At 37.0% G+C, this 23,889-nt stretch carries 32 protein-coding genes; 22 read left to right on the top strand and 10 right to left on the bottom strand.

Annotation, left to right across the window (positions count from 1 at the left end; genetic code table 11):
* The first annotated feature begins 525 nt into the window (after positions 1 to 525).
* The 3 genes from BMX63_RS14250 (at position 526) to BMX63_RS14240 (ending at position 1,213) form a co-directional block, all read left to right on the top strand.
* Positions 526 to 744 carry a DUF1659 domain-containing protein gene (locus tag BMX63_RS14250; RefSeq protein WP_093136864.1) on the top strand — a complete coding sequence of 73 codons (219 nt, stop codon included), beginning with the start codon at positions 526 to 528 and terminating at the stop codon, positions 742 to 744.
* A gap of 37 nt (positions 745 to 781) precedes the next feature.
* Positions 782 to 997 carry a DUF2922 domain-containing protein gene (locus BMX63_RS14245; protein ID WP_093136862.1) on the top strand — a complete coding sequence of 72 codons (216 nt, stop codon included), beginning with the start codon at positions 782 to 784 and terminating at the stop codon, positions 995 to 997.
* An 81-nt stretch (positions 998 to 1,078) separates the two neighbouring features.
* Positions 1,079 to 1,213 carry a YvrJ family protein gene (locus BMX63_RS14240; protein ID WP_093136952.1) on the top strand — a complete coding sequence of 45 codons (135 nt, stop codon included), beginning with the start codon at positions 1,079 to 1,081 and terminating at the stop codon, positions 1,211 to 1,213.
* Between the two features lie 327 nt (positions 1,214 to 1,540).
* Here BMX63_RS14240 and lepB read toward each other — a convergent pair whose 3' ends face one another.
* The gene (gene lepB, locus BMX63_RS14235) at positions 1,541 to 2,050 is read right to left on the bottom strand and encodes a signal peptidase I (protein WP_093136860.1); all 510 of its coding nucleotides are present in this window, start codon (positions 2,048 to 2,050) and stop codon (positions 1,541 to 1,543) included.
* Between the two features lie 310 nt (positions 2,051 to 2,360).
* Between lepB and BMX63_RS14230 the strand changes: the two genes are divergently transcribed.
* Positions 2,361 to 2,561: an aspartyl-phosphate phosphatase Spo0E family protein gene (locus BMX63_RS14230; RefSeq protein WP_093136859.1), complete on the top strand. Its 201-nt coding sequence runs from the start codon at positions 2,361 to 2,363 to the stop codon at positions 2,559 to 2,561.
* 74 nt (positions 2,562 to 2,635) lie between these two features.
* Positions 2,636 to 2,812, top strand: a complete 177-nt coding sequence (locus BMX63_RS14225; protein WP_093136857.1) for an aspartyl-phosphate phosphatase Spo0E family protein — start codon at positions 2,636 to 2,638, stop codon at positions 2,810 to 2,812.
* A gap of 95 nt (positions 2,813 to 2,907) precedes the next feature.
* Here the strand turns inward: BMX63_RS14225 and BMX63_RS14220 are convergent, their stop codons facing one another.
* On the bottom strand, positions 2,908 to 4,053 hold the full coding sequence (locus BMX63_RS14220) for an aminotransferase A (RefSeq protein ID WP_093136856.1): 1,146 nt from the start codon (positions 4,051 to 4,053) through the stop codon (positions 2,908 to 2,910).
* A 112-nt stretch (positions 4,054 to 4,165) separates the two neighbouring features.
* Here BMX63_RS14220 and BMX63_RS14215 point away from each other — a divergent pair, with 112 nt between their 5' ends.
* Together BMX63_RS14215 and BMX63_RS18305 are read left to right on the top strand one after the other, a co-directional pair.
* The gene (locus BMX63_RS14215) at positions 4,166 to 4,354 is read left to right on the top strand and encodes an FbpB family small basic protein (RefSeq protein WP_093136854.1); all 189 of its coding nucleotides are present in this window, start codon (positions 4,166 to 4,168) and stop codon (positions 4,352 to 4,354) included.
* Positions 4,355 to 4,510: 156 nt separating this feature from the next.
* Positions 4,511 to 4,651: a hypothetical protein gene (locus BMX63_RS18305; protein WP_220083835.1), complete on the top strand. Its 141-nt coding sequence runs from the start codon at positions 4,511 to 4,513 to the stop codon at positions 4,649 to 4,651.
* Here BMX63_RS18305 and BMX63_RS14205 read toward each other — a convergent pair.
* The gene (locus BMX63_RS14205) at positions 4,648 to 5,550 is read right to left on the bottom strand and encodes a DMT family transporter (RefSeq protein WP_093136851.1); all 903 of its coding nucleotides are present in this window, start codon (positions 5,548 to 5,550) and stop codon (positions 4,648 to 4,650) included. The genes BMX63_RS18305 and BMX63_RS14205 overlap by 4 nt on opposite strands.
* Positions 5,551 to 5,781: 231 nt before the next feature.
* On the opposite strand from BMX63_RS14205, the gene BMX63_RS14200 reads away from it, so the two are divergent.
* The 3 genes from BMX63_RS14200 (at position 5,782) to BMX63_RS14190 (ending at position 6,916) form a co-directional block, all read left to right on the top strand.
* Positions 5,782 to 6,177 (top strand): hypothetical protein, encoded by a 396-nt coding sequence (locus BMX63_RS14200; RefSeq protein WP_093136849.1) that lies wholly within the window; start codon positions 5,782 to 5,784, stop codon positions 6,175 to 6,177.
* 184 nt (positions 6,178 to 6,361) lie between these two features.
* The gene (locus BMX63_RS14195) at positions 6,362 to 6,562 is read left to right on the top strand and encodes a PLDc N-terminal domain-containing protein (protein WP_245732841.1); all 201 of its coding nucleotides are present in this window, start codon (positions 6,362 to 6,364) and stop codon (positions 6,560 to 6,562) included.
* A gap of 39 nt (positions 6,563 to 6,601) precedes the next feature.
* Complete coding sequence (locus tag BMX63_RS14190) at positions 6,602 to 6,916, top strand: YbjQ family protein (RefSeq protein WP_093136845.1); 315 nt, start codon at positions 6,602 to 6,604, stop codon at positions 6,914 to 6,916.
* A gap of 73 nt (positions 6,917 to 6,989) precedes the next feature.
* On the opposite strand, the gene BMX63_RS14185 is transcribed toward BMX63_RS14190, so the two are convergent.
* The 4 genes from BMX63_RS14185 to trhA form a co-directional block, all read right to left on the bottom strand.
* Positions 6,990 to 7,463 (bottom strand): YkyB family protein, encoded by a 474-nt coding sequence (locus BMX63_RS14185; protein WP_093136844.1) that lies wholly within the window; start codon positions 7,461 to 7,463, stop codon positions 6,990 to 6,992.
* Positions 7,464 to 7,551: 88 nt separating this feature from the next.
* Positions 7,552 to 8,151 (bottom strand): SCO family protein, encoded by a 600-nt coding sequence (locus BMX63_RS14180; RefSeq protein WP_093136842.1) that lies wholly within the window; start codon positions 8,149 to 8,151, stop codon positions 7,552 to 7,554.
* A gap of 98 nt (positions 8,152 to 8,249) precedes the next feature.
* The gene (locus tag BMX63_RS14175; protein ID WP_245732840.1) at positions 8,250 to 9,131 is read right to left on the bottom strand and encodes a metallophosphoesterase; all 882 of its coding nucleotides are present in this window, start codon (positions 9,129 to 9,131) and stop codon (positions 8,250 to 8,252) included.
* A gap of 194 nt (positions 9,132 to 9,325) precedes the next feature.
* On the bottom strand, positions 9,326 to 9,958 hold the full coding sequence (trhA, locus tag BMX63_RS14170) for a PAQR family membrane homeostasis protein TrhA (protein WP_342733203.1): 633 nt from the start codon (positions 9,956 to 9,958) through the stop codon (positions 9,326 to 9,328).
* 186 nt (positions 9,959 to 10,144) lie between these two features.
* Here trhA and BMX63_RS14165 point away from each other — a divergent pair, with 186 nt between their 5' ends.
* From BMX63_RS14165 to BMX63_RS14140, 6 genes are all read left to right on the top strand, one after another.
* Complete coding sequence (locus tag BMX63_RS14165; protein ID WP_093136839.1) at positions 10,145 to 10,369, top strand: hypothetical protein; 225 nt, start codon at positions 10,145 to 10,147, stop codon at positions 10,367 to 10,369.
* A 296-nt stretch (positions 10,370 to 10,665) separates the two neighbouring features.
* Positions 10,666 to 11,124 carry a cyclic-di-AMP-binding protein CbpB gene (gene cbpB, locus BMX63_RS14160; RefSeq protein ID WP_093136838.1) on the top strand — a complete coding sequence of 153 codons (459 nt, stop codon included), beginning with the start codon at positions 10,666 to 10,668 and terminating at the stop codon, positions 11,122 to 11,124.
* 220 nt (positions 11,125 to 11,344) lie between these two features.
* Positions 11,345 to 12,064: a 2,3,4,5-tetrahydropyridine-2,6-dicarboxylate N-acetyltransferase gene (gene dapD / locus BMX63_RS14155; protein ID WP_177167326.1), complete on the top strand. Its 720-nt coding sequence runs from the start codon at positions 11,345 to 11,347 to the stop codon at positions 12,062 to 12,064.
* Positions 12,065 to 12,123: 59 nt separating this feature from the next.
* Positions 12,124 to 13,242 (top strand): N-acetyldiaminopimelate deacetylase, encoded by a 1,119-nt coding sequence (locus tag BMX63_RS14150; RefSeq protein WP_093136836.1) that lies wholly within the window; start codon positions 12,124 to 12,126, stop codon positions 13,240 to 13,242.
* Positions 13,243 to 13,383: 141 nt separating this feature from the next.
* The gene (locus BMX63_RS14145; protein WP_093136834.1) at positions 13,384 to 13,638 is read left to right on the top strand and encodes a YkuS family protein; all 255 of its coding nucleotides are present in this window, start codon (positions 13,384 to 13,386) and stop codon (positions 13,636 to 13,638) included.
* Between the two features lie 242 nt (positions 13,639 to 13,880).
* Positions 13,881 to 14,384, top strand: coding sequence for a GNAT family N-acetyltransferase (locus BMX63_RS14140; protein WP_093136833.1), 504 nt, complete (start codon positions 13,881 to 13,883; stop codon positions 14,382 to 14,384).
* A 257-nt stretch (positions 14,385 to 14,641) separates the two neighbouring features.
* Here BMX63_RS14140 and map read toward each other — a convergent pair whose 3' ends face one another.
* Complete coding sequence (gene map / locus BMX63_RS14135; protein WP_093136831.1) at positions 14,642 to 15,391, bottom strand: type I methionyl aminopeptidase; 750 nt, start codon at positions 15,389 to 15,391, stop codon at positions 14,642 to 14,644.
* A gap of 77 nt (positions 15,392 to 15,468) precedes the next feature.
* Positions 15,469 to 16,296: a mechanosensitive ion channel family protein gene (locus tag BMX63_RS14130; RefSeq protein ID WP_093136830.1), complete on the bottom strand. Its 828-nt coding sequence runs from the start codon at positions 16,294 to 16,296 to the stop codon at positions 15,469 to 15,471.
* 201 nt (positions 16,297 to 16,497) lie between these two features.
* Between BMX63_RS14130 and BMX63_RS14125 the strand changes: the two genes are divergently transcribed.
* From BMX63_RS14125 to BMX63_RS14105, 5 genes are all read left to right on the top strand, one after another.
* Positions 16,498 to 17,046: a peroxiredoxin gene (locus tag BMX63_RS14125; RefSeq protein ID WP_093136947.1), complete on the top strand. Its 549-nt coding sequence runs from the start codon at positions 16,498 to 16,500 to the stop codon at positions 17,044 to 17,046.
* A 97-nt stretch (positions 17,047 to 17,143) separates the two neighbouring features.
* On the top strand, positions 17,144 to 17,590 hold the full coding sequence (locus BMX63_RS14120) for a TlpA family protein disulfide reductase (protein ID WP_093136828.1): 447 nt from the start codon (positions 17,144 to 17,146) through the stop codon (positions 17,588 to 17,590).
* Between the two features lie 143 nt (positions 17,591 to 17,733).
* Complete coding sequence (locus BMX63_RS14115) at positions 17,734 to 18,357, top strand: spore coat protein (RefSeq protein ID WP_093136945.1); 624 nt, start codon at positions 17,734 to 17,736, stop codon at positions 18,355 to 18,357.
* Positions 18,358 to 18,772: 415 nt separating this feature from the next.
* Complete coding sequence (locus BMX63_RS14110) at positions 18,773 to 20,527, top strand: ABC transporter ATP-binding protein (RefSeq protein ID WP_093136827.1); 1,755 nt, start codon at positions 18,773 to 18,775, stop codon at positions 20,525 to 20,527.
* Positions 20,528 to 20,538: 11 nt separating this feature from the next.
* Positions 20,539 to 22,365: an ABC transporter ATP-binding protein gene (locus BMX63_RS14105; RefSeq protein ID WP_093136825.1), complete on the top strand. Its 1,827-nt coding sequence runs from the start codon at positions 20,539 to 20,541 to the stop codon at positions 22,363 to 22,365.
* A gap of 44 nt (positions 22,366 to 22,409) precedes the next feature.
* Here the strand turns inward: BMX63_RS14105 and BMX63_RS14100 are convergent, their stop codons facing one another.
* Entirely contained in the window at positions 22,410 to 22,889 is a 480-nt protein-coding gene (locus BMX63_RS14100) for a divergent PAP2 family protein (protein ID WP_093136824.1), read from the bottom strand.
* Between the two features lie 170 nt (positions 22,890 to 23,059).
* Between BMX63_RS14100 and BMX63_RS14095 the strand changes: the two genes are divergently transcribed.
* Positions 23,060 to 23,731: a potassium channel family protein gene (locus BMX63_RS14095; RefSeq protein ID WP_093136822.1), complete on the top strand. Its 672-nt coding sequence runs from the start codon at positions 23,060 to 23,062 to the stop codon at positions 23,729 to 23,731.
* Positions 23,732 to 23,889 lie beyond the last annotated feature (158 nt).

Here is a 23,889-nt window from a genome sequence, read left to right as displayed (position 1 = left end):
AAAAATTAGGCTTAAAAGTAGGTATTTTTTGATAAAATAAAAAATGATAGATTTGATTCAACGACCATTTATTTCTAAATGAAGAGGAAGGAATTTTATTATTTCTGTCATAATAGTATGTATGGGAGGTGTACCTCAGTATGATTGAAACGATAATGGGTATTGTATGTGTAGCGATACTTCTCTTATATATGGGCTTTTGCATCTTTGACAATGCCTGACTAAACACGTATCAGTATACTTACTTTCTTTAAACCTTGTCACTCGAGTGACAAGGTTTTTTTATATAGGAAAATCATAAGACGGGAGGTCACGGGATAAAAATCCAGGAATGGCCACAGCACCCCAGTGAGATTTCCTCCGCCTCCGTACATCGCTAAGGGAGCCCTTCAAAGCTTTTGTTCTTTAGGGGGATAGGGGATGTATTTTTATTCTGAGTGGGTAAATCCAAACAATCCCCCTTCATCAAAAAGACACTTTTCTCTGACTCCTTGCGATTATAAAAGTGAAAGGAGGTGAAAGGGGATGGCGACATCACAAACCGTTCGTTCACAGTTACAGCTTGTATTTGAGACAGGAACAGATGAAAACGGAGAAATCACCTATAAAAATAAGAACTTCAACAATGTTAAAACTGGTGCAACTCCTGATCAGCTAATGGCGGTTACCAATGCTCTTGTCCCTTTGCAAGAGCGGACATTATATTCTGTTGAGCGAAATGATGCATCTATATTATTTAACTAATGCTTAAAACAGAATGAGGAAGAAAGGAGGGGAGACAATGGCAAAAAAATTGGAACTCAAATTCGCTAATGAAGAGGGCAAAACTGTAACATTTTCCTTAGACGAGCCCGTAGAACCAGTTGATACGGATCTGATTAATCAAGCTATGGATGAGATTGTTACACAAAACGCTTTCACTTCTTCAGGTGGCGATATCATTGAGAAGAAAAGTGCCAGAATTGTAGAAAGAAATGTACAGGAAATTGAAATTTAAAGGTGAAAGGGGGCGATAAAAGGTTCGCTCCCTTTTAATTTAAAAACAAAGAAGAACTATTAAGGAGGTGGGTTATTAATGATGGAAAACTGGGCCAATTGGATTCCTGAAATCGGCTTTCCGGTTGTGGTTACGTTTTACTTGCTACACCGCATTGAGAGTAAGCTCGATATTCTTATAGAATCTATTACGGCTTTACCTGAAAAGATGAGATAAAGAAAGCACTTCAAACGTAAAATGCGTTTGAAGTGCTTTTTAAGGCTTAAGCTGCCGGACCTATTCAGTCGCCTTCGCTTTTCTAATGTCCAGCTACGGCTCCTAGGCCATGTCGGACATAAGCCAAAGCCATTCTGTGGCTAAATACGTGCCACTTCATGTCTTCGTCTTATCCCGCCAGACCTACGCAGTCGCCTTCGCTTTTTAATGTCCAGCTACGGCTCCTAGGTCCAAGCAGACATAAGCATAATCCACTGCGTGGCGAAAATCGTGCCACTTCGTGTCTTCTGCTTAAGCTGTCGGACCTTCGCAGTCGCCTTCGCTTTTCTACCTAGTTAATGAGAATTCGTTGAAGGGGTAGATGATGAGTTCGCTTCTTCCGATGATTTCGTTTTCTTTAATTAGTCCTAAACCGTTTCTACTGTCTTTACTGATGGAGCGATTGTCTCCCATAACAAAGTATTGCCCTTCAGGAACTGTAATAGGCTCAAAATCAGAGGTGGATTGGATAGCATCTTCATCCAAATAAGTTTGTGTTTGTTTTTCGCCATTAATGTATAAGGAATGATTTTTCACTTCAATTACATCATTAGGTAAACCAATGACCCGTTTTACATAATTTTTGGTTGGTTTTTGAATAATCACGATGTCACCCCGATCAGGTTCACTTACGAAATAGATTGCTTTGTTAAAAACAACTCTTTCCCCATTTTCCAGGGTAGGATACATGCTTGCCCCTTCAACGATAGATGTAGCAAAAATAAATGAACGAATAAAAAAAGCAAGAATGATTGCAATAATAATAGCCTTTCCCCATTCCCAAATTTCTTTTGCCAAAATAACTCGTCCCTTCTCAAAAAATCATAAGTATAATTATTACCTTTACCATGTTACCACAAGTATAATCAAAAGATGACTAATTTATATCATATTATAATATTCTTTTGTGAAGATTTAAAACCGGTAAAAGACCTACTTCTGTAATTCCCTATAAAGAGGCTCAATTTATGTCGAAAAATATCCGATAATATGTTATATATCAATCCTTTTCGAAAAAGATTGTCTAATTTTGCGATACTATTTACTTTCTCTATTACATTTGACATAATCATAAACGTTTAAAAAATACATAGAAAGGGAATTGGATATGGGGAATAGTGTACAAGAAAAAGAAGTTCTTTATGAAGAAATTTTAGAAAAGAGAGAAAAAATGCTTGAGATTGCAGATGATCATGGTATCTCAAGTAAAAAAACTCTGACGGTTAGCCAGGAACTTGATAAACTACTGAATCGCTATATAAAGAGTAAACTGAAAGAAAAAAAGGTATGGAATTTGTCAAAAAGTTAAAACATTTCCCTGAAATCATCAGGTTCTATTATGGTATAATAGAATCGAGGTAGTTATTTTAGGGGGCTCCATAAGTGGTGGTGTCAACAGAAGATGCAGTAAAACTAAAAGAAGAAATTGAGTTAGTTCGATTTAAGTTGGTCGAAGTTGCCACGTGGTATGGGTTTACTAGTAAAGAATCCATTGAGGTTAGCCAGGAACTTGATATATTGTTAAATATGTATCAAATTGTCAAGCAGAGCCGATATTAACACCTTACAAATCATCATATGTCTTTCAAATTTCATTTTAAAAAAATCAGCGGTTTGGGGCCGCTGATTTTTTAGTTCCCTATTTTAATTAAGGGTTATAAATAATCTCTTAGACGTTTCATTCCTTCTTTGAGAGTTTCCATATCGTACGCATACGAAATCCTCATATAACCCTCGCCTAGTGGAGAGAATGCGTCCCCCGGGACTAATGCTAGCCCGGCTTTGTTCACTAAGTCCAATCCTAATTCAAATGATGACCCTTCCCTAATCGGAAACTTCGGAAATAAGTAAAAGGCTCCATCAGGCAGAACGGTATCTAATCCCATTTTTTGCAATTCCTGATAAACATAATCACGTCGCTTTTTATATTCCTGCCGCATTGGGTCTGCATCTGATTTACCCTCTGTCAATGCCTCTAATGCCGCATATTGACTGATACTGGTTGGACAAGAGACATTGTATTGATGAACCTTAAGTAGATGTTTGGCAATTTTTTCAGAAGCAAGTACATATCCAATCCGCCAGCCTGTCATAGAATGGGACTTAGATAACCCCTGAATAATAATCATTTGGTCACGAATTTCAGTAAAGCGTCCTATGGAGTAGTGTGGTTTTTCATAGGTTAGTTCTGCATAAATTTCATCTGCTAATAGGAATATGGATTTACCCTTAATAAGCTCTGCAATCTCCTGTAATTCATCCTTCGTTAAGCTTACACCAGTAGGATTCGACGGATAAGGGAGAACAATACATTTGGTTTGATTGGTTATATATCGTTCAAGCACATCAGCAGTTAGTTTAAAGTCATTAGTCCTCGTATCGGCAATAACAGGTTTAGCCCCGGCTAACTGGATAAGGGGTTCATATCCAGGATATACAGGTCCAGGTAAGATGACTTCATCATCAGGAGATAAAATCGTTCTAAAAGTGATATCAATGGCCTGAGAAGCCCCAACTGTTGCAATCACTTCATGGTTTGGATTATAGTTTAAGTCATATTTCTCATTTACATAGGCAGCAATCGCTTCTCTTAACTGAAGCATGCCTGCATTATGTGTATAGGTTGTATGATTTTGATCAATGGAAAGCTTACCTGCCTCTTTTACATGTTCAGGGGTATAAAAATCGGGTTGTCCTATCGTTAAAGAAACGATGTCCGACTTTCCTGATACAAGGTTGAAAAATTTCCGGATACCGGATATCTCGATATTTTTTACATTATCGTTAATTAAATGTTCCATTCCCATTCCTCCAAAAATGTTACAAAATGTTCATAAAATTTCAGCTTTTTCAGAATATTCTTTGTTACAATTTAATTGTAAGAAAATCTAAGGTATCGAAAGGGGTCGTCCTATGAGACCAAAATTACCAGGATTTCAAGAATTAGTAAATGAATATAAAGAAGAACTAATGCGTGATACACAAGTTATGAAAGAAATCGATATGAAAATTGAAAATAAATATACAACAAGAAAAGTATCTGGTGAAAAGAAGATAAATGATAGAATTTCAAGTCAATCATATCATTCCATGCCAAATTGAAAAAGTATATCCCAAAAAAAGAGGTTGGGACTAACTGTCTCAAAGAAAAATCTGAACGAAATAGAAATTATGGTTGCTGTTAAACCCGCTCCGGCAATATACTTTGTTATGTTCCAGCCTCTTACTTTTGAATAGGAAACGAAAAAATTGAGATTTATGGATAAAACTTCAGGAATGGCCACGTACAGCTCCAGTGCAAATCTACTAGCAAAACTCCCTTCACCTCCGGATGTCACGAAACGGCCCCTTCCAGCTATTGTTCATTTAATACAAAATGAAGTCGCTTCAAATGTTTAATGAGATACATTCATCATGGTTGATGCTTTCTTTTCGGGCCATTTTTCAAGGATAATAACCGAAGTAATGATACAAACCATTCCAAGTGCTTGAATAAAAGAAAAGGCTTCGTTAAATAGGATAACTCCAATTATGGTAGCAACAACGGGCTCAATTGTTGAAAATATTGCTGCTTTTGAAGCTTCCACATCTTTTAATCCAATCGTATAAATGATATAGGCGAGAGCGGTAGGGAACAATCCTAATCCAATCGCATAAAAAAAAGCTTCCGGCTGTATAAGAATTTGAATTTTATCAAATGGGAAAAAGGGCATTAAGCCAACTGTGGCCACTATAAACGTATATAGAGTAATCGTTTTACTATGATATTTTTCCAAGGCGTATTTACTGAATATACTGTACAATGCGTAACCCAAACCAGATCCTAAGCCAAATAATAAAGCTAAATATTGAAAGGACTGACTACTAAAGGGGATAACTTCCACAATCAGTAATATTCCCGTCATAGAAGCGATAAGGGCGATGAATTTTTTTTGCGTAAAAGCTTCCTGAAAAAGAACACGTGACAAAATGGCTACGATTATTGGTGCTGTATATAATAGAGCAGTAGCAACAGGAAGGGTAGATAGATTCATTGTTGTAAACAGACAATAATTAAAAAAGACTATACTGAATATTCCGGTACCGATAAAATATTTAACATCCTTAATCGTTTGCAATTTGAAGATTCTTTTTTCCATCATTCCGAAGTAAAACACTAATAGAATGGAAGTACTTGATACACGTATTGTTATAACCTCCAGAGGTGAAAAACCCAAATCATACAGATGGTTAACATACCAGCCGATTGTTCCCCACAATGCAGCTCCCATTATAATAAGAATAAGTGCACGCCTCATTATGTCATTACGCCTCCTTCATTACGCCAATTATACGTTATCGGCAAAAAAATATAAACATTCAGAAAATACTTGTTCCCATGTATATCTCTATTAAATAGTAGCAAGACTTAGAGTAAAGTGTATTTCGTTGGATCCCCATTGATTACAATGATGTGTTAATTTTATCAGGTTTTACTGTAGTTATTCTCACATGGGGGTCCGGTTAAGCGTAGAGAAGGAGGGGAATCAATGAATGATTTAAATGAGTGGGCTGTTGATCCCGCAAAGCTGTATCCATTAGGGTTTACTGATGTTCATATTCATTTTGGATTAGGTTTTATAGGAATTCTTTGCTTATATTTATTCTTTCGTCCTATTATTCGCTGGTTTATGTATTTGGACTGGAGAAAAGCTTTAACGTTTTTAGTTGTTAGTTTTATTTATTTATTTTTCTCAACATGGGTTGAACTCTATCAGGTGGTAAAGGGATCGGGGGAAATGGAATGGAGTGACTTAGCCCATTCTACATTGGCCATCATTTTGTTTGGAATCTTTCTGTTTATCAGTCACTTAATTTCGTCTATGATAAACTATTTCAAGACAAGAAAAAAGAAACATATACCGCAACAAAATGCCAAGATATAAAGGGTGTGGAAAATTCGGTTATAAAACAATTCACCCTGTTTTTTGATTCTCGAGCCAGGCGCCTTCGGGTTGACATTCAATTGAATCATAAAATGATGATCCTTACCTAAAAGAGTAAGGATCTTTTTATTTTCCTGAAACCTTTGGGAAGACTAAAACGTAATGGATACTGGAGGTGAACATTTTGGAGGCATTATTGATTCTTCCAATTCTTTTCTTTTTTTTACTTATACTATTTATTTTAAATATATTCACCAGTATTTGGGCTTACCGTGATTCGATTCGTAAAGGTAATAGCAAGGAATATGCTATTGTTGTTTTAATTGGGACGTTATTCTTCCCTATAGTTGGACTTATTGTGTATTTAATCATTCGTAATGATTAAATGATTATAGATTACAACTCTAAAGAAAGGATGGATAGAATGATTGTGACAACAACAAGCACATTACAAAATAAGGAAATAGAGGAATATATTGATGTAGTCTATGGCGAAGCTATCATGGGTGCCAATGTAGTTAGAGACTTTTTAGCTGGAATTTCTGATATTGTTGGAGGAAGAAGCGGTACCTATGAAGGAAAACTGTCTGAAGGTCGTGATATTGCTGTTCGTGAAATGAAGGAAAAAGCATCCAAATTAGGTGCTGATGGTGTCATTGGAATCGATTTGGATTTTGAAACATTACGTGATGGGATGATGATGGTTGTTGCTTCAGGCACAGCAGTACGATTAAAATAAAAGAAGCGAGCGAGCAGAGTACCCTTCTGCTCGCTCGCTTTTATATGGTATAGGAAAAATCCTATTCAGTCATTTACCGGTCAAAATAACTTCTTGAAGTCTTTCTTCTCCCGTTGCCAAGCCAGGTAGAGGCCTTTTGCTGATAGGCTGGATAGCGATGTTTGGCAGGCTCAGGTTTCCAGCCTAAATAGGAGTACAAAATTTTCTTCGCTTTTCTCAGATTAAGATTGGGCTTAGGGTTTCGATAGGACTCATCAAGAGCCCCAAGGTGCTTGTATTGCTTGAAATCGTCTCTTTTAGGAGGTATATGAAAATAATAGTTGTCAACTTGGATTAAGAGAGTGGAATGCTGTTGACTAAACTTGGGGTGATTGGAATAGTGGAGCCCAATTTTTTTGGCTTTATTTTCTGCAAAAAGTTTCTGAATCGCTTTTTGTTTTAAAGTGTACAATTGTCGCGGATCGGGCGCAGCCTTTGCGTGCCGATTCACAACGGCCAGGGCTTCTGCAATTTGTCTGGTAGTTATAGGTTGATCGTCCTGTTTCATTTAAATATCTCCTTTTAAACTATTTCTATTTTACTAGAAGTTTATCATATTATTCAGGGTATTTGGGGAAAATCAGTAAGATAAGCTCTTACTGATTTTGATAACGTTTCATATCACTTACGAGGTTTTCTACGCCCTCTGGCTTTAATCCATTATATTTATTAATGACATGTCCATTTGGGGCAACTAAATAAAATGATGTACCGTGGGTTACCTGGTCGTCAACTTTTGAAACAAGCGTCTTAAATGAATCCGCAGCAAATGACTCAATGTCCTTCTGGGAGTATCCTGTAAGAAAGTCCCAAGTGGAAAAATCAGCATCATAGTTTTGTCCATATTTCTTCAAAATCTCAGGAGTATCAACAGACGGATCTACACTGAAAGAAACAAAACGTGTGTCTAATCCTTCATCATTTACCATATTTTGCAGTTTTGCCATGTTTGGAGTCATGGTAAGACATACATCAGGACACTGTGTGTAAATAAAATCTGCTACCCAAAACGTCCCCTTAAGGTCTTCTAAATTCATTTCTTTGTTGTCTTGATTTGTAGCAGTAAAGTCCTGTACTTCAATATCTAAGCTACCTTCATAGTCTTGGGAGGACTTGTTCTCTTCATCTGCACCACAGGCACTTAGAATGAAAAGAAAAGCCGTTAGCAAGACAAATAATGTCGTTTTCGTTTTCATGTTTTTTCCTCCATTGTGATTTTCAGATTCATTATAACATGGAAACTTTTAAATAATCCTTTTTCCCATTGTGACAATATTTAAAACATTTCACATTATTATATAGTCTCTTGACTTTGCAGATAATAGATATTCATCTCTGGTCTGCATAAAAAACGAAGGGGTAATCTTGTCGTACCTATTCCCCGACTAACATATAATTGAAGGGGGTGTTCTCCGAGCTTAAAATATCCTTCTACATATTTATTCGCATAAGGCGGAGTAATTAAATGGCCAATAAAGGGAATTTGAATTTGTCCGCCATGACTATGTGCAGATAGCTGTACATCAACCGGATATTGAACCGTTTGATCTGCATAATCAGGCTCGTGACACATTAATAATGTGAAAGAATCCGGATCAGTATCCTTCAGAGTCTCATCTAAATCTGGAAGGCCAAGCATAACATCATCCAGCCCTGCCAGTTGTATAGTAGAGCCATCCATTGAGATGGTAGTAGATTGATTTTTTAATAGCTCAAATCCACCTGATTCCATTACTGCATTAATTTTTTCCGTCCCATACCCTCCATGGTCATGGTTTCCATAAATCCAATATTTGCCATGTGGAGCGTGGATGCTTGATAGGATGGAAACACAAGATTCAAACTTAGGTGAAGGATAACTATTCGGATCATCAGCTAAATCACCAGTAAATAACACTAAATCCGGTTTTTGATTATTGATTTTTTTCACTAAATCACGTAATTGATCTAAATTATAGTGAAAACCAAGATGAGTATCACCAAATTGCAGAATTTTAAACTGATTGAAGGGTTTTGGAAGCTTTGGAGATTGGATGGTTTTCTCTGTAATCGTCAGCATAGATGGTTCAATATGTTTCGAATAAAAATAAGTTCCACCACTCAAACCGAGAGTACCAAGAATTCCGTATGTAAATCGTTTTAGAAATGATCGTCTTGTCAGTTTTTGGTTTCTCATAGTTTTCTCCCTTTACAGAAATCAATTAGTTGTATTATAGCACGTTGCCCCAAATTTTTGATAGTTAAAAGAGAGCAATATTTTGATGTAAAAAGGAGTTTATCTTTTCATAAAGAAGAATGTTAGGGAGAGAAGAAGGCACCAAAAAAGTCGGCATCAGAAGCCGACTATTTAAGACAATCTTATGTTCTTAATTAGACCACAATATAATAAAATATAGAAAAGAAGTGGAACCCGCTGCCTAGTAAGACAAGGATGTGCCAAATCGCATGATGATAGGGAAATCCTCTCCACAAGTAAAAACAAGTACCAATGGAATAACAGAGTCCACCAACAATTAATAGGAGAAGTCCATTATAGGCCATTTTGGATGCTAAAGGCTCCCATGCTATAACCACAAACCATCCAAGCAGCATATAAAGAGATGTTGTAAGGAAGGTAAACTTACGGATGAAGATTATTTTAAAGATGATCCCGAAAAGTGCCATTCCCCATACTGCAAAGAATAAGGTCCATCCGATGGTTCCTTTTAACAAAAGTAAGGTAATAGGTGTATAGCTTCCGGCAATAAACAAAAAGATGGAGCTGTGATCCAAAATCAAGAAAAAATCCTTAAGGTTGCCTTTAGGTAATAAGTGGACAAATGTCGAAGAGAAATACATGAAAAACATAGACAAGCCGTAAATTGAAACAGAAAACAGACGCCAGAAGCTGCCTGATTCTGTAGCATAGATTAACAAAAATGTAAGCGCAACCAAACTGAGTATAGCACCGATTCCATGGGTGATTCCGTTCACGATCTCTTCTTTTTTGGTATAGGAATACATGTACATCACCCTTTTCGTTGATAGGTTAACGTGTAAAATTCTAAATGAGGTATAAGATTTGTATATCCTTATTATAAAGGATTTATTTTTCTATACACGTGTTATCATTTTCCAATTTAACAGATACATACGTAAAAAATAGTAAGTTTTAGGGTGTATCCATCCTATGTATACGCCCAAAAAAGTGTGTTTGCTTTAAATGAAACGATGGTCCGAACCTCATTTTTGGTCATTACATATTATATACAAAAAGTTGAAGTGGGTGATATTATGTACTTTTACTGTTTAGAATGCTGTTCCATGACAGAGGATGAACATTTTTGTCCAGAATGTGGAAGTATGACGATTCAACCCATCGAAATTAACGTGCATGACCAATATCAAAAATATGAAGATTCTAATGAAGATTAATATTCCTCCAGTATAGTTTTATGGGATTTTGCCCATTGATGCAAAACACGTTTCAAACTAAAATATTCCCTAAATAGTTACTCGAGCTATATTAAAAAATAGGATTTTATAGGTAAATATGTTAAAATATAAGTGGTTTTTATTGATGTTTCCTCGAGGCGCCAGAAACCGAATGTAAAAATAATCTTCTAAATATACCCGCAGGACCGAGGTTTTAATTGGCGCTTTCCTTCTCCAAACCATTCAACAGGTCTTATTTTGCATGTTATCTCCTGTGCGTAAAGGAGTGAACGGAGATGTTAAGCATAGAAAGCACAGAAATCCAACAAACAAAAGTAAAAGATTTAATGATACCAGCTGAAAAAGTAGCACATGTACAAAATCAAAATCCTTTAGAACATGCTTTATTAGTTCTAGTGAAAACAGGTTATTCAGCCGTTCCAGTATTAGATTCGAATTTTCATCTTGAAGGCGTTATTAGTAAAACGATGATTATTGAGAGTATTTTAGGTATTGAGCGGATAGAAGTGGAAAAGCTTTCAAATCTGCGCGTCAAATCGGTAATGGGGAAGGATTTTCCTACTTTAAAAAAGAATGATGGGTTTATGGAGGGACTTAAAGTATCAGTCGACCATCCATTTGTGTGTGTTGTAGATGAAGACGGTTATTTTGACGGCATCTTAACAAGAAGAGTCATTTTGAAAAGATTAAATCAATACTTACACGAAAATTTTTACCAAAATACGAATAACTAAAGATAATCATGTACTCGATTACTTAGTTGGCACCGACATTTGTCTTTTGTCGGTGCTTTTTTAGAAGTGCTGAAAAGGGTAAACATGGAATGAGTAAAATGGTTTCTAAGACCAATCTTCGAGTCCAATTAGGGCCCTTCTAGCTCTTCTTTACCCTTGCGATGGTTTGGGTGTTTTGGTAAAGTAAGAGGAAACTAGAATAGATGAGGTGTAAAAGTTTATGAAAATGATGGACGCAAATGAAATTATCCAATTTATTTCAGATAGTAAAAAATCGACGCCTGTGAAAGTTTATGTGAAGGGCGGAGGTTTAAATAATCTTGAATTTGGCGAGACTATTCAAGCTTTTGTTGAAGATACAACAGGTGTTTTATTCGGTGAGTGGAAAGATATTAAAGCATTTATAGATATACATAAAGAGGAAATAGCTGATTATAAAATCGAAAATGATCGTCGTAATTCAGCGATTCCATTGCTTGATCTTAAAGAGGTTAATGCGCGTATTGAACCGGGGGCAATTATTCGTGACCAGGTTGAAATTGGTGATGGTGCTGTCATTATGATGGGGGCAAGCATTAACATTGGCTCTGTTGTGGGAGAAGGTACGATGATTGATATGAATGTTGTACTTGGTGGACGAGCCACAGTAGGGAAGAACTGCCATATTGGAGCTGGTTCCGTGCTAGCAGGTGTTATTGAGCCACCATCTGCTCAACCAGTCGTTATTGAAGATGAGGTTGTTCTAGGAGCAAACGTAGTCGTATTAGAAGGTGTTACTGTTGGAAAAGGGGCTGTTGTAGCAGCAGGCGCTGTTGTTACAGAAGATGTGCCTCCAAATACAGTAGTGGCTGGAACGCCTGCTAAGGTAATCAAAGAAATTGATGAACAAACAAAAGGTAAAACAGAAATTAAACAAGAGCTTCGAAAATTAGATCAGTAAAAGGAGTGTAGCAGGAGGATAAAATCTCCTGCTTTTCCTTTTGAAAAGGGGATGTATGAATGGATTTAGAGAAAATGATTAAGATTCGACGGGAGCTGCATCAAATCCCTGAGCTTGGGTTTCAAGAAGTGAAAACCCAAAAGTATTTATTGGACTTTATTCACGATTTACCACAGGATCACTTAAAAGTGGAAACGTGGAAAACTGGCATATTCGTAAAAGTTGAGGGAACAGTTGGAGATAAAACAATCGGTTATCGTACGGATATGGATGGACTTCCAATAACTGAGGATACAGGATTTGATTATCAATCAAAGCATAAAGGGAATATGCATGCCTGTGGACATGATATACATATGACGATTGCATTGGGGATTTTAGCGGAATTAGTCGAAAATAGACCAAAGCATCATGTATTGATGATATTTCAACCTGCAGAAGAAGGACCAGGGGGTGCAGCCCCTATGTTAGAATCAGAGCCTATGAAAAAGTGGTGGCCAGATTCTATATTTGCCTTGCATATTGCTCCAGAATTACCAACAGGAACAGTTTCTTCTAAAGAGGGACTTTTGTTTGCCAATACGAGTGAATTATTTATTAATCTAAAAGGAAAAGGTGGACACGCTGCTTATCCTCATCAATCAAGGGATATGGTAGTTGGTGCAAGTGCAATGGTAACAGATTTACAGCAAATTGTTTCCCGGATGGTTGATCCATTGGATGCTGCTGTCATTTCAATAGGAAAAATTAACGGGGGAACCGTACAAAATATTATTGCGGAAGAAGCAAAATTAGAAGGTACCATTCGAACCCTTAATGCCAAAACCATGGATTTTATCAAATCAAGAATTGAGAAAATTTCAGAGGCGATCGAGCTTCGATTTGACTGTGAAGTGACAATTGATTATGGCTCAAATTATTATCAAGTATGGAATCAAAAAAAATATGTAGATCAATTTGAACGAGAAATGTCCCTTATTGAAGTGCCTTATCAGCAGGCTAATCAAGCTATGACAGGGGAAGACTTCGGTTATATGCTAAAAGAAATTCCAGGCTTTATGTACTGGCTCGGAGTTGATTCTCCTTATGGTTTACATCATGCCAAACTAAATCCTGATGAAGAAGCAATAGAGACGGGAATTAAAGCTGGAGTACACATGCTCAAACACATAGAGTAATGTTTTGTATACTTTTCCATCAAATGGAGAAACTACTAGGGACAAAACATACGTGGTTATCGCTTTTAAGTGAAAAGGCTGAGAGGCCATAAGTCCACGATGCTACAACTTCCATAATATTATTTCATTTTAGGAGGATTAATCATGAATCGGGTTGGAGTAGAAGAGTCCCTTACAGATGTAAAAAGTGCTTTACAGGAAAAAGGCTATGATGTTGTTGATTTACACACAATGGATGATGCTGCTAATTGTGATTGCTGTGTTGTAACCGGGCAGGATCAAAATGTTATGGGAATGACATCAGATGTTCCTGATGCATCTGTTATTCAAGCAAAAGGTATGACTGCAGATGATGTCCTGCATGAAGTAGAGGAACGATTAAATCGTACCTCATAATAAACTGTAACTAATAAATGCTTGGATCTGATGATTCAAGCATTTTTTTATGCAAAAAAGCTATTCTGACGCTTTAAAATTTGATGCGCTGATTATATAAAAGTAAAGGATAATTGTAATTTTGTGTTAAAATTACATATGGTACTTTTGAGACAGTTGTTTAAGAGGGAGATTCCACTTGCGATTAGCAGCGGGGCTGAATGTTGAAAAGTTATGAATTTTTTCAAGGATGGGGGAGCAGAATGATTGAAGTCAAAAGGGGATTGCCAGAGCATGTGGAAAGAATTTCAAAGGTATGTATAGAAGGAAGGCAGGCTGCAATTGGGCATATCAAAAGTCCGGAAAACTTAAGAAGATATAACAAAATATTTTATAATTATGATCGTATCCATCGTGAATTAGATGAAGCAAATGGCTGGGATGGTTATTTCGTAGCACTTGACAATGGACAAGTCGTAGGAGCCATTGGTGGAGGGATGATAGATAAGGATAAAAGTGAAGTCTATGTCTTATATTTGGACCCCAAACGACGGAGGGAAGGGATAGGAACTAGACTTTTAAATCATTTAACAGATATACAGCGCAATAAGGGAGCTAAGGAACAATGGGTGTCTGTACTTAAAGGAAATGATAAAGGTATCCCTTTTTATGAAGCCAAAGGATTTCATTTTGTACGTGAAAAAGATGCCTATGGCAATATTGAAGGAGAAGATTACATATCTCTTAGATACCGTCGGGAAATATAAAAGTAAACTTTATTAAATAAACAGGAGTGTTGTTTCAAAAGGATAATGCTCCTTTATTATGGCATTTATTATACAAACGAAACGAACTATCTGCTGCTATAGTCTAAGAGAACATGATCATAAAAAACGCCTGGATATTAACATCCAGGCGTAGTTGCATGCAATTTGAGGTGCTAAACATACTGTGTTTTAATATACTTTTTAAAATTTCTCAACCGTATCAGAACTACTTGACTTTCATGATTATTCTTGTTTCTTTATTCTTGCTCCGTTAAAATTTTTGGTCCTTCTTTTGTAATTGCAATCGTATGCTCGTATTGGGCTGACAGTTCTCCATCAATGGTTCGTGCAGTCCAGCCATTATCATCCATCTTTGATTGCCATGCCCCACCGTTAACCATAGGTTCAATTGTAATGACCATACCTTCTTTTAAGCGAGGCCCTTTACCAGGTAGACCGTAGTGTAGAATAGATGGTTCTTCATGCATAGATTCCCCAATTCCGTGTCCGGTAAATTCCCGGACGACCGAGAAGCTTTCCCCTTCTACGTAGGATTGAATAGCATGACCGATATCTCCAACACGATTTCCGGGAACAGCCTGTTCAATCCCTTTATAAAGCGAAGTTTTCGTTACATTTAGTAATCGCTGTTTTTCATCATCTATTTCACCTACAGCATAAGACCAGGCTGAATCAGCTAATGCACCATTTAATTTAACAACCATATCGATGGTAACGATATCGCCCTCTTCAAGGGGTTCATTTCTTGGAAAACCATGACAGATTTCATCATTTATAGAAGCACAAGTAGCGTAGGGATACCCTTGATAACCCTTCTGTTCTGCTGTAGCACCATGCTTTGCTAAATACTTTTCAACAAATTGATCAATTTCCATGGTCGTAATACCAGGTTTCATCATTTTTGCAATTTCTTTGTGAGTAGAGGCAAGCAGCTTGCCTGCTTCATGCATTAATGTTATTTCACGTTCACTTTTTCGACTAATCATAAGTTGATTCTCTCCTGACTTTTTGTTTCTTCCTTACTATTATACACAAAGAAGTTGCTGGTTTGAACTTATCCATATTAAGATTTTGAAATATTAACCTGATGAGGGTAAGGGATTTCGATGTTTGCTTCATTTAATGCCTGTTTGATTTCTTTTCTAAGCTCTCGCTCAACGGCCCATTGCTCCATGTTCTCAGTTTGAGCAATGATTCGTAATACAACGTCTGAGGATCCAAAGCTTTGAACACCAACAACATCCGGACCTTCTTTTACGCGTTCGTCTTTAGCCGCAAATTGATCACATACATCTTGAAGAACTTTCACTACTTCATCAATATTTTCATCATAAGAAATCCCTATATCAACTAATGCTCGCATATTGCCTCGTGAATGGTTGTTGACGTTTGAGATGTTACGGTTTGGTATAAAATGAAGTGTTCCATCAAATCCTCGCATCTGAGTGGTCCTTAATCCTACTTCCTCAACGATACCGGATTCTCCTCCGAGCGAGACATAATCATCTACATCAATTTGCTTTTCTAAAAGAATGAAAAATCCCGTGACGACATCACTCACAAGTCCTTGTGCTCCAAAACCTATAGCCAGTCCAACTACACCGGCTCCAGCCAATAGCGGCGCAACTGGAATTCCAAAGATTTTAAGTACTGTAATAATCAAAATAAAGATCAGTACATATCCATAAATATTCTTCAGTAACTTTTCTAAAGTTGTAGCTCTACTTTCACTTAATCGTTGTTTTTCACTTGATTTTGACATCATAGAAGAGATAAGTCGTTTTCCAATTGGTGAAAAGATAGCATAAGCGATAAGCGCAAGTATAATTTTCAATGCACCAGAAACGATGCTTTGTATTAAGGGATGAAATTCAAAATCCAAAAACCCCATATTCTTCATCTCTCCAATCATTTTTAGTGTCTTAATATATTTACCATTAATATTATACTTTCAAACCAATATAATGTAAAAAAGAATCGAATGATGAGGTAATTTTGGGCCTTTTGGTTTAATTTGTGATGAATTGGAGATAATAATTGAATGGATGAATGGACCTATTTTCGAGTAATTTTTATTGTGGAGGGATTACATATGGCAGAACGTATGATAGGGAAACAAGCGCCACGTTTTGAAATGGATGCTGTTCTTCCTGACAAAGAATTTGGGAAAGTGTCCCTGGAAGAAAATATGAAGCATGAAAAGTGGACCGTTTTGTTTTTCTACCCGATGGATTTCACCTTCGTATGTCCAACTGAAATCACAGCCATTTCTGATCGATATGAAGAATTTGAGGACTTGGATGCGGAGGTTATTGGTGCTTCTACAGATACGATTCATACGCATTTAGCGTGGATAAAAACATCAAGAGAGGATAACGGACTTGGGGATGTCAAATATCCGTTAGCAGCCGATACCAATCATGTTGTATCACGTGAATACGGTATCTTAATTGAGGAGGAAGGTGTAGCGTTAAGAGGATTATTTATCATTAATCCCCAAGGTGAACTGATGTATCAAACCGTTAATCACAATAATATTGGACGTAGTGTAGATGAAACCTTAAGAGTTTTACAAGCCCTGCAGACAGGAGGATTGTGTCCGGTCAATTGGAAACCAGGTCAGGAAACCTTAGAAGTATAAAGTGTAACAAGTTGCATGAAAATCACATTTAATGGATTAAAAAGGTCTAACATTTGGTTAGGCCTTTTTAAGTGAATAAATAAGGGGAGGAACATACATGAGACTGAGACAGGAAATGCCTGAATTATCCAGTGCGACAACATGGCTGAATGGCCGAATATCCAAAGGAACATTAATTGGGGCTGATGATCCTTCACTCATTCATTTTTGGTCAGTCAGTTGTAAAACCTGTAAAAAAGCAATGCCTAAAATTCATAAGATTCGTGATCATTATGCCGATTATCTAAACGTTATAGCTATTCATATGCCGCGTTCCCAGCAGGATATGGATGTGAATCTGGTCAAGGAGAAGGCAAGAGAGCACCATATAACTGAACCGATTTTAATTGATAATGATTTAACGTTATCCAATGCGTTTGGGGTGAAAGAGGTACCTGCCTATTTTCTTTTTGATAAAGATGGAAAGCTGAGGCATTCTCAAGTCGGTGGAAACGGACTTGGAATGCTTACAAAACGAATCCAACGTGTTTTAACAAAAAGATAAGTAGACAGCCGGTTCCAATAAGAATCGGCTTTTTTAAATCCTAACCAAAACCGGTACTATTTTCAATGGTTTGGCTGGGTCATCTGAATCCATACTAAAGTTGTATCCTTATAAAGGAGTGATTTAGATTGGCCAACCAGCAAATGAATCAGCCATCCATGAATCCGCAAATGCCAGGTGGGAATATCACCTTTAACCATGGTGGTCATGAAGTGCTTGATCTTCATGAAGTACTATCTGGATTAATGGGGCAAATGGAGCAGTATATGCTTTATCAAGAGCATATACAGGATCAGGAACTCATGAACATCTGCCAAAATCAGTCACAATTTATGAATTCCCAATATAACATTATGGTCGAGGCTTTTTCCACAGGGAATGATCCATCCATGCCCACTTCAAGCTATAAAATGAATCAAAGTAATGATGTCACCTATGGACTTACACCATCACAACCATCTAAACCTAAACAATCTGTTAATGAGCTTGATGACAAATGTATTTCAAGCTTTATGATCGGACTTGCCAAAGCTAATGCTACGGCTCTGACAACGGCATCACTGGAAAGTACAAACCCGGTTGTACGTCGAGTATTAGCTGATAGCATTCCTAACTTTATTGAAATGGCTTATGAGCTGTTTCTTTATCAGAATAAAAACGGCTATTATCAAGTTCCCCAATTAGCACAGCAGGATATGCAGCAAATTTTAAATTCATTTGCGAAATCACCAATGATAGAGCAGACTGGTCAAAATAACCTCCAATAATGGTTTTTCTCAGGGAGCCTTTCTTATAGAGGGGCTCTCTCTTTCTTTTTCTAAAAGCGCAAGGGAATATTTAGAAAGGAAAAGACGTATACAACCCCTTTTTTACCTATTAAAATGTCGTACGCTGAAAGGCCTTTTTGTCTCTGTTAACCATAGGTGTTTCTTTCATCTCCAGTGTGCTCGCTTTCCGCGTCCGGAGCCCTCCTCGGCATACCCTTTCCACAGGAGATTGGAGCACTTCCGCTTCAATCAGCTTGGTGGAAAATCAACAATAAGCTTTAACAGAGCCTCCTTTTTAAAAGTAGACCGATTATAAAAATTTAAAAAATTTTGGAAAAGGGGTAGATATTTATTTCGGAACTCGATATATTTATATATACGCGATTTTTAAAAAAGAAGAAAGGGAGGGACAACGTTGGATACTTTTAAAAAACTAAAATCATTTTTTTGGCCTTACAAGCGTTTACTATTTATTTCTTTACTTGCTCTGTTATTCGTTACAGGAATTACAGTGGTTTATCCAATCGTCCTTCAAATTACCATTGATGAAGTGGTATTAGGAGAGAGATACCCATTAATACCTTTTCTAGCTTTCGGTTTTATAGTGATTATGGCTGTAAAAGGGCTGGCTACATATTTTCATCAGTATTTAGGTGAATTATTTGGAATTAAATCTGTTTATGATTTACGCAATGCTTTGTATAAAAAGCTTCAGAAATTATCCTTTAAATACTACGATAATGCAAAGACAGGGGATTTAATGTCACGTTTGACTTCAGATGTAGAAAGCTTTCGAGCCTTTTTGTCATTTGGATTTTCATCTGTAGTTCGAATCACTTTAATCATTCTTATCAGTTTAGGGGTTATGTTTTATTATTCTGTTCCACTTGCTTTGGTAACGATGGCTTCCATGCCTTTTCTAGTAGTGGTCACAGCTCGTTTTGATAAACAGGTACATCCAGCTTTTCGTGGTGTTCGTAAATCTCTAGGGCGATTAAATACAAGAGTGCAGGAAAATGTAAGTGGTATTCATACAGTAAAATCATTGTCTAGAGAAGATTTTGAAATTGGTCGATTCGCAAATTCCAATCAAAATTATCGGGATCATTATTTACACACAGCAAGCATTTGGGCAAAATTTTTCCCTTTAATGGAACTTTTAGGGAATATTAGTGTTGTGGTCTTACTTGGATATGGAGGTCATTTAGTTATCCAAGGTGACCTTCAGCCAGGAGAATTAGTGGCCTTTTTTAGTTTAGTCTGGTATATTGTCTGGCCATTAACAGACTTTGGATTTGTTATTAACCAGTTTTCACAAGCAAAGGCCTCTGGGGAACGTTTACTGGAGATATTAGAACAAAGGGAGGATATTCAGGAAATAACAAATGCTAAAAAACAGACTCAAATCAAAGGACATGTAACCTTTGAAGATGTCACACTTACTTATGTTGAGGAGGATGATGCTGCGTTAAAAAGTATTTCCTTTGATGCTCCTCCAGGAAAGGTTATCGGTTTAATAGGAGCAACTGGAGCTGGGAAAACCAGTATCACACAACTCATTACCCGTTTTTATGAACCAGAACAAGGTAGCGTTCTTATTGACGGACATCCCGTACAACAATACGGTTTAAAAACACTCCGACGAAATATTGGATTTGTTTTGCAGGAGGCTTTTTTATTTTCAACGACCATTTTGGAAAATATTCGTTATGGAAATCCTGATGCGACAATGGATGAGGTTATGGATGCCGCCAAGCGTGCTCAGGCTCATGATTTTATTATAGATATGCCAAATGGATATGAAACCTTACTTGGAGAACGTGGAATGGGTTTATCTGGTGGGCAAAAACAACGAATCGCCATTGCCCGGGCTATTTTAATTAATCCCCGGATTTTAGTTTTGGATGATGCAACTTCAGCAGTTGATATGGAGACCGAATTTAAAATTCAAAAAGCACTTCGAGAGGTAATGAAGGGCAGGACAACATTTATCATTGCTCATCGCATTTCTGCACTTAAGCATGCTGATGAAATACTTGTTTTAGAAGATGGAAAAGTCGTGGAACGAGGTGTACACGAAAATCTCCTTAAAAACGGAGGTACTTATCAACGAATATATGACATTCAATATCAGGATCAGGATACAGTATTGGAAAAACATCCAGGATAGGAGGGAGAAAGATGAGTCAAAAAAGCACGGCATCAGAAAGTAAACATTTAAAACGTTTTTACTACACGATTGATACGGCTGTAGATAAACCGTTTAATTGGAAACAAACGGTTCGCTTATTTAAATATATGAAGCCTTATGCGAAAACGTTATTGCCGGCTGCTATAATTGCCATGCTGATTTCAACGGCTGTTCGTTTAATTGTCCCGATTATCATTGGTCGATATACCATTGATAAGGCATTGGCAAATCAGGATGTAAACTTATTAATACAATTTGTTATTTTAATCGGTTTTTTGTATGTATTTAACTACGTTGCTAATACACTTCGTATACGCTGGGTTAATCAACTCGGGCAAAATGTAATTTATGACTTAAGAGATGGATTATTTGCACATGTTCAACGGCTTTCGCACCGGTTTTTTGATTCAAGATCAGCAGGATCCATTCTTGTACGTATTTTAAATGATGTAAACTCTTTACAGGAGCTTTTCACCAATGGAATTATAAACCTTTTAACAGATGTTATCACATTACTTGGTATTGTTATCATAATGTTTATGTTGAGTCCGAAACTTGCGCTTGCCGTTATGATCATCCTGCCGATTATGTTTTTTATCTCTACAAAGCTCAGGAAAAACATTCGAAGGTCCTGGCAGCAGGTGCGGATTCAACAATCCCGATTAAATTCTCATTTAAATGAAAGTATTCAGGGAATTCGCATTACCCAGTCTTTTTCTCAGGAGAAGGAAAATACAGAGTTCTTTAATGGCGTAAACACAGATAACTATGAGAAGTGGAGAATCGCAACGAAAAAAAGTGCGATGTTTAGACCTCTGGTGGAAATGTGTAATGCGATTGGAACGGCTATTTTAATCTCGTATGGAGCTTATTTAATTTTAAATAATCCTTATGTCACAACCGGTATATTTGTTTCCTTTGCCTTTTATTTAGGGATGTTTTGGGATCCGATTTCCCGTTTAGGCCAGAGCTACAATCAATTATTAATGGCCATGTCTTCATCGGAACGTATCTTTGAATTTCTGGATGAAAGACCAAATGTCAAAGAAAAATCAAATGCGATTTCGTTTGAAGATATGAAAGGAAATATTGAATTTGATCATGTGAAATTTTCTTATGACGATGATCGTGTAGCTCTTCATGAAATTTCATTGGAAATGAAGCAGGGGCAAACTGTAGCCTTAGTTGGTCATACAGGATCCGGAAAGTCAACCATTGCTAACCTTATTAGTCGTTTTTATGATCCGACAGAAGGGGCTGTGAAAATAGATGGGATAGACTTACGTGATGTAACTCTTGATAGCTTGCGCCAAAATATAAGTGTCGTTCTACAGGATACTTTTATTTTTTCCGGAACGATTATGGATAATATTCGATTTGGACGTCCAAATGCTACTGATGAAGAAGTCATGGAGGCTGCAAAAGTCGTAGGAGCTGATGATTTCATCCGGCGTCTGGCTGATGGATATGAGACAGAAGTAGAGGAAAGAGGTAATATTCTGTCTGTAGGTGAACGACAGCTCCTTTCATTTGCCCGGGCTTTACTTGCCAATCCTAAAATTATTATCCTAGATGAAGCAACGGCAAGCATTGATACGGAAACAGAACAAAAAATACAAAAGGCATTAAAGAGATTACTGCAGGGACGTACATCCATATTGATTGCTCACAGACTATCGACGATTCGTGAAGCAGATCACATCATTGTATTAGAAAATGGTCATATTTTGGAACAAGGAAATCATGATGAGTTAATGAGTGGGAAAGGGGAATATTACCATCTTGTTAAAGCACAATTTCAAATGTTAGGCGCCTAATACAAAGAAAAGCTCTTATCTCAAGCGGGAGATAAGGGCTTTTCTTATAGTCTGTGAAACGGGTAAAAATTATATAGAACTATGGCAACGATAATTCCAAATAAGGCTCCAAAAAAAACTTCTAAAGGTTTATGACCTAGAAGTTCTTTCAGTTGTTCTCTCTTTTCATAATTGTTCATTTTATGGTGTTTAAGTGTGTTAACGAGCCTATGGAAATCTTGTGCCATTTGATTTAAAACAACAGCATGTCGTCCCGCCTGTCGTCTTACTCCTGTAGCATCATGCATCACAATAATGGTTAGAATAAGACTAATAGCAAATGAATTAGACTGAATCCCTTCCATTAAGGCCATTGCAGTCGTGAGTGACACCACGGTTGCTGTATGTGAACTTGGCATTCCGCCGGTACTAAATAGGAGCTCCAGCTTCCACTTTCGATTCTTTACGTAATATAAAGGGATTTTTATTACTTGTGCGAGAAGAGGGGCAAGTAATGCTGCCAGGATTGGGTATGAAATGAACATGGAGTACCTCCTGTTGAATCTGTTATTTGAAGCATTATACTACAAATTACTTATTTTAAAGGAAGTATAAATCATATTCAAGTTTCACCACTTTGTAGTCTTCCTTATTTCTATAATCTTATGATAGACTTAAGCCATGTACAAATTCAGTGCAGTAGGGAGAGTTTAAGATGAAAAAGAAGGAATATGCAGTCATTGGACTTGGACGCTTTGGTGGTAGTATTTGTGTTGAATTAAGTAAAGAAGGAATGGATGTAATGGCAATAGATGTTGATCCTGATCGGGTCAATGACTACAAAGATATTGCAACTCATTCAGTGATTGCAGATACAACGGATGAAAAAGTCTTAAAAGAAATTGGTATTCATAATATTGACCATGTTATTGTGGCTATTGGTGACAATATTCAATCGAGTATTTTAACTACATTAATGTTAAAAGAACTGGGCATAAAAAGGATAACCGTAAAAGCTCAAAATGATTATCATGAAAAAGTGTTAAACAAAATAGGGGCTGATTATGTCGTCCATCCAGAACGTGATATGGGAAGACGAATAGCCCATAACATTATATCAAGCAATGTATTAGACTACCTGGAACTTTCGGATGAACATAGTGTTGTTGAAGTAAAAGCGGGCGATAAAATGAGCGGGAAAACGCTTGTTGATTTGGATATTCGGGCTGAATATGGCTGTAATATTGTAGCCATCAAAAGAGATAAAGAGGTTTTAGTGTCTCCACTGGCAACTGAAGAAATCCGGAAAAACGATATTTTAATTGTCATAGGTGCAGATCGAGACATCTCCCGTTTTGAGAAAAATCTAGTAGTGGATGATGACTAGTAAAGATGTTTCAAAAGAACTGCAAGGACTGCGGTATTGTGTATGGGTGGGAAACAAAAAGTGCGAGAGCAGGCATTACTGACAACCGCCTGTCAGAACAAGAATAAGACTCTCCTGCACTTCGCTCGGATAAGCTAGTGCAGGAGAGTCTTATTCTT

This window comes from Salinibacillus kushneri, from assembly GCF_900111405.1.
GTDB lineage: Bacteria > Bacillota > Bacilli > Bacillales > Alkalibacillaceae > Salinibacillus > Salinibacillus kushneri.
This window is presented reverse-complemented; position numbering and strand designations above follow the sequence as displayed.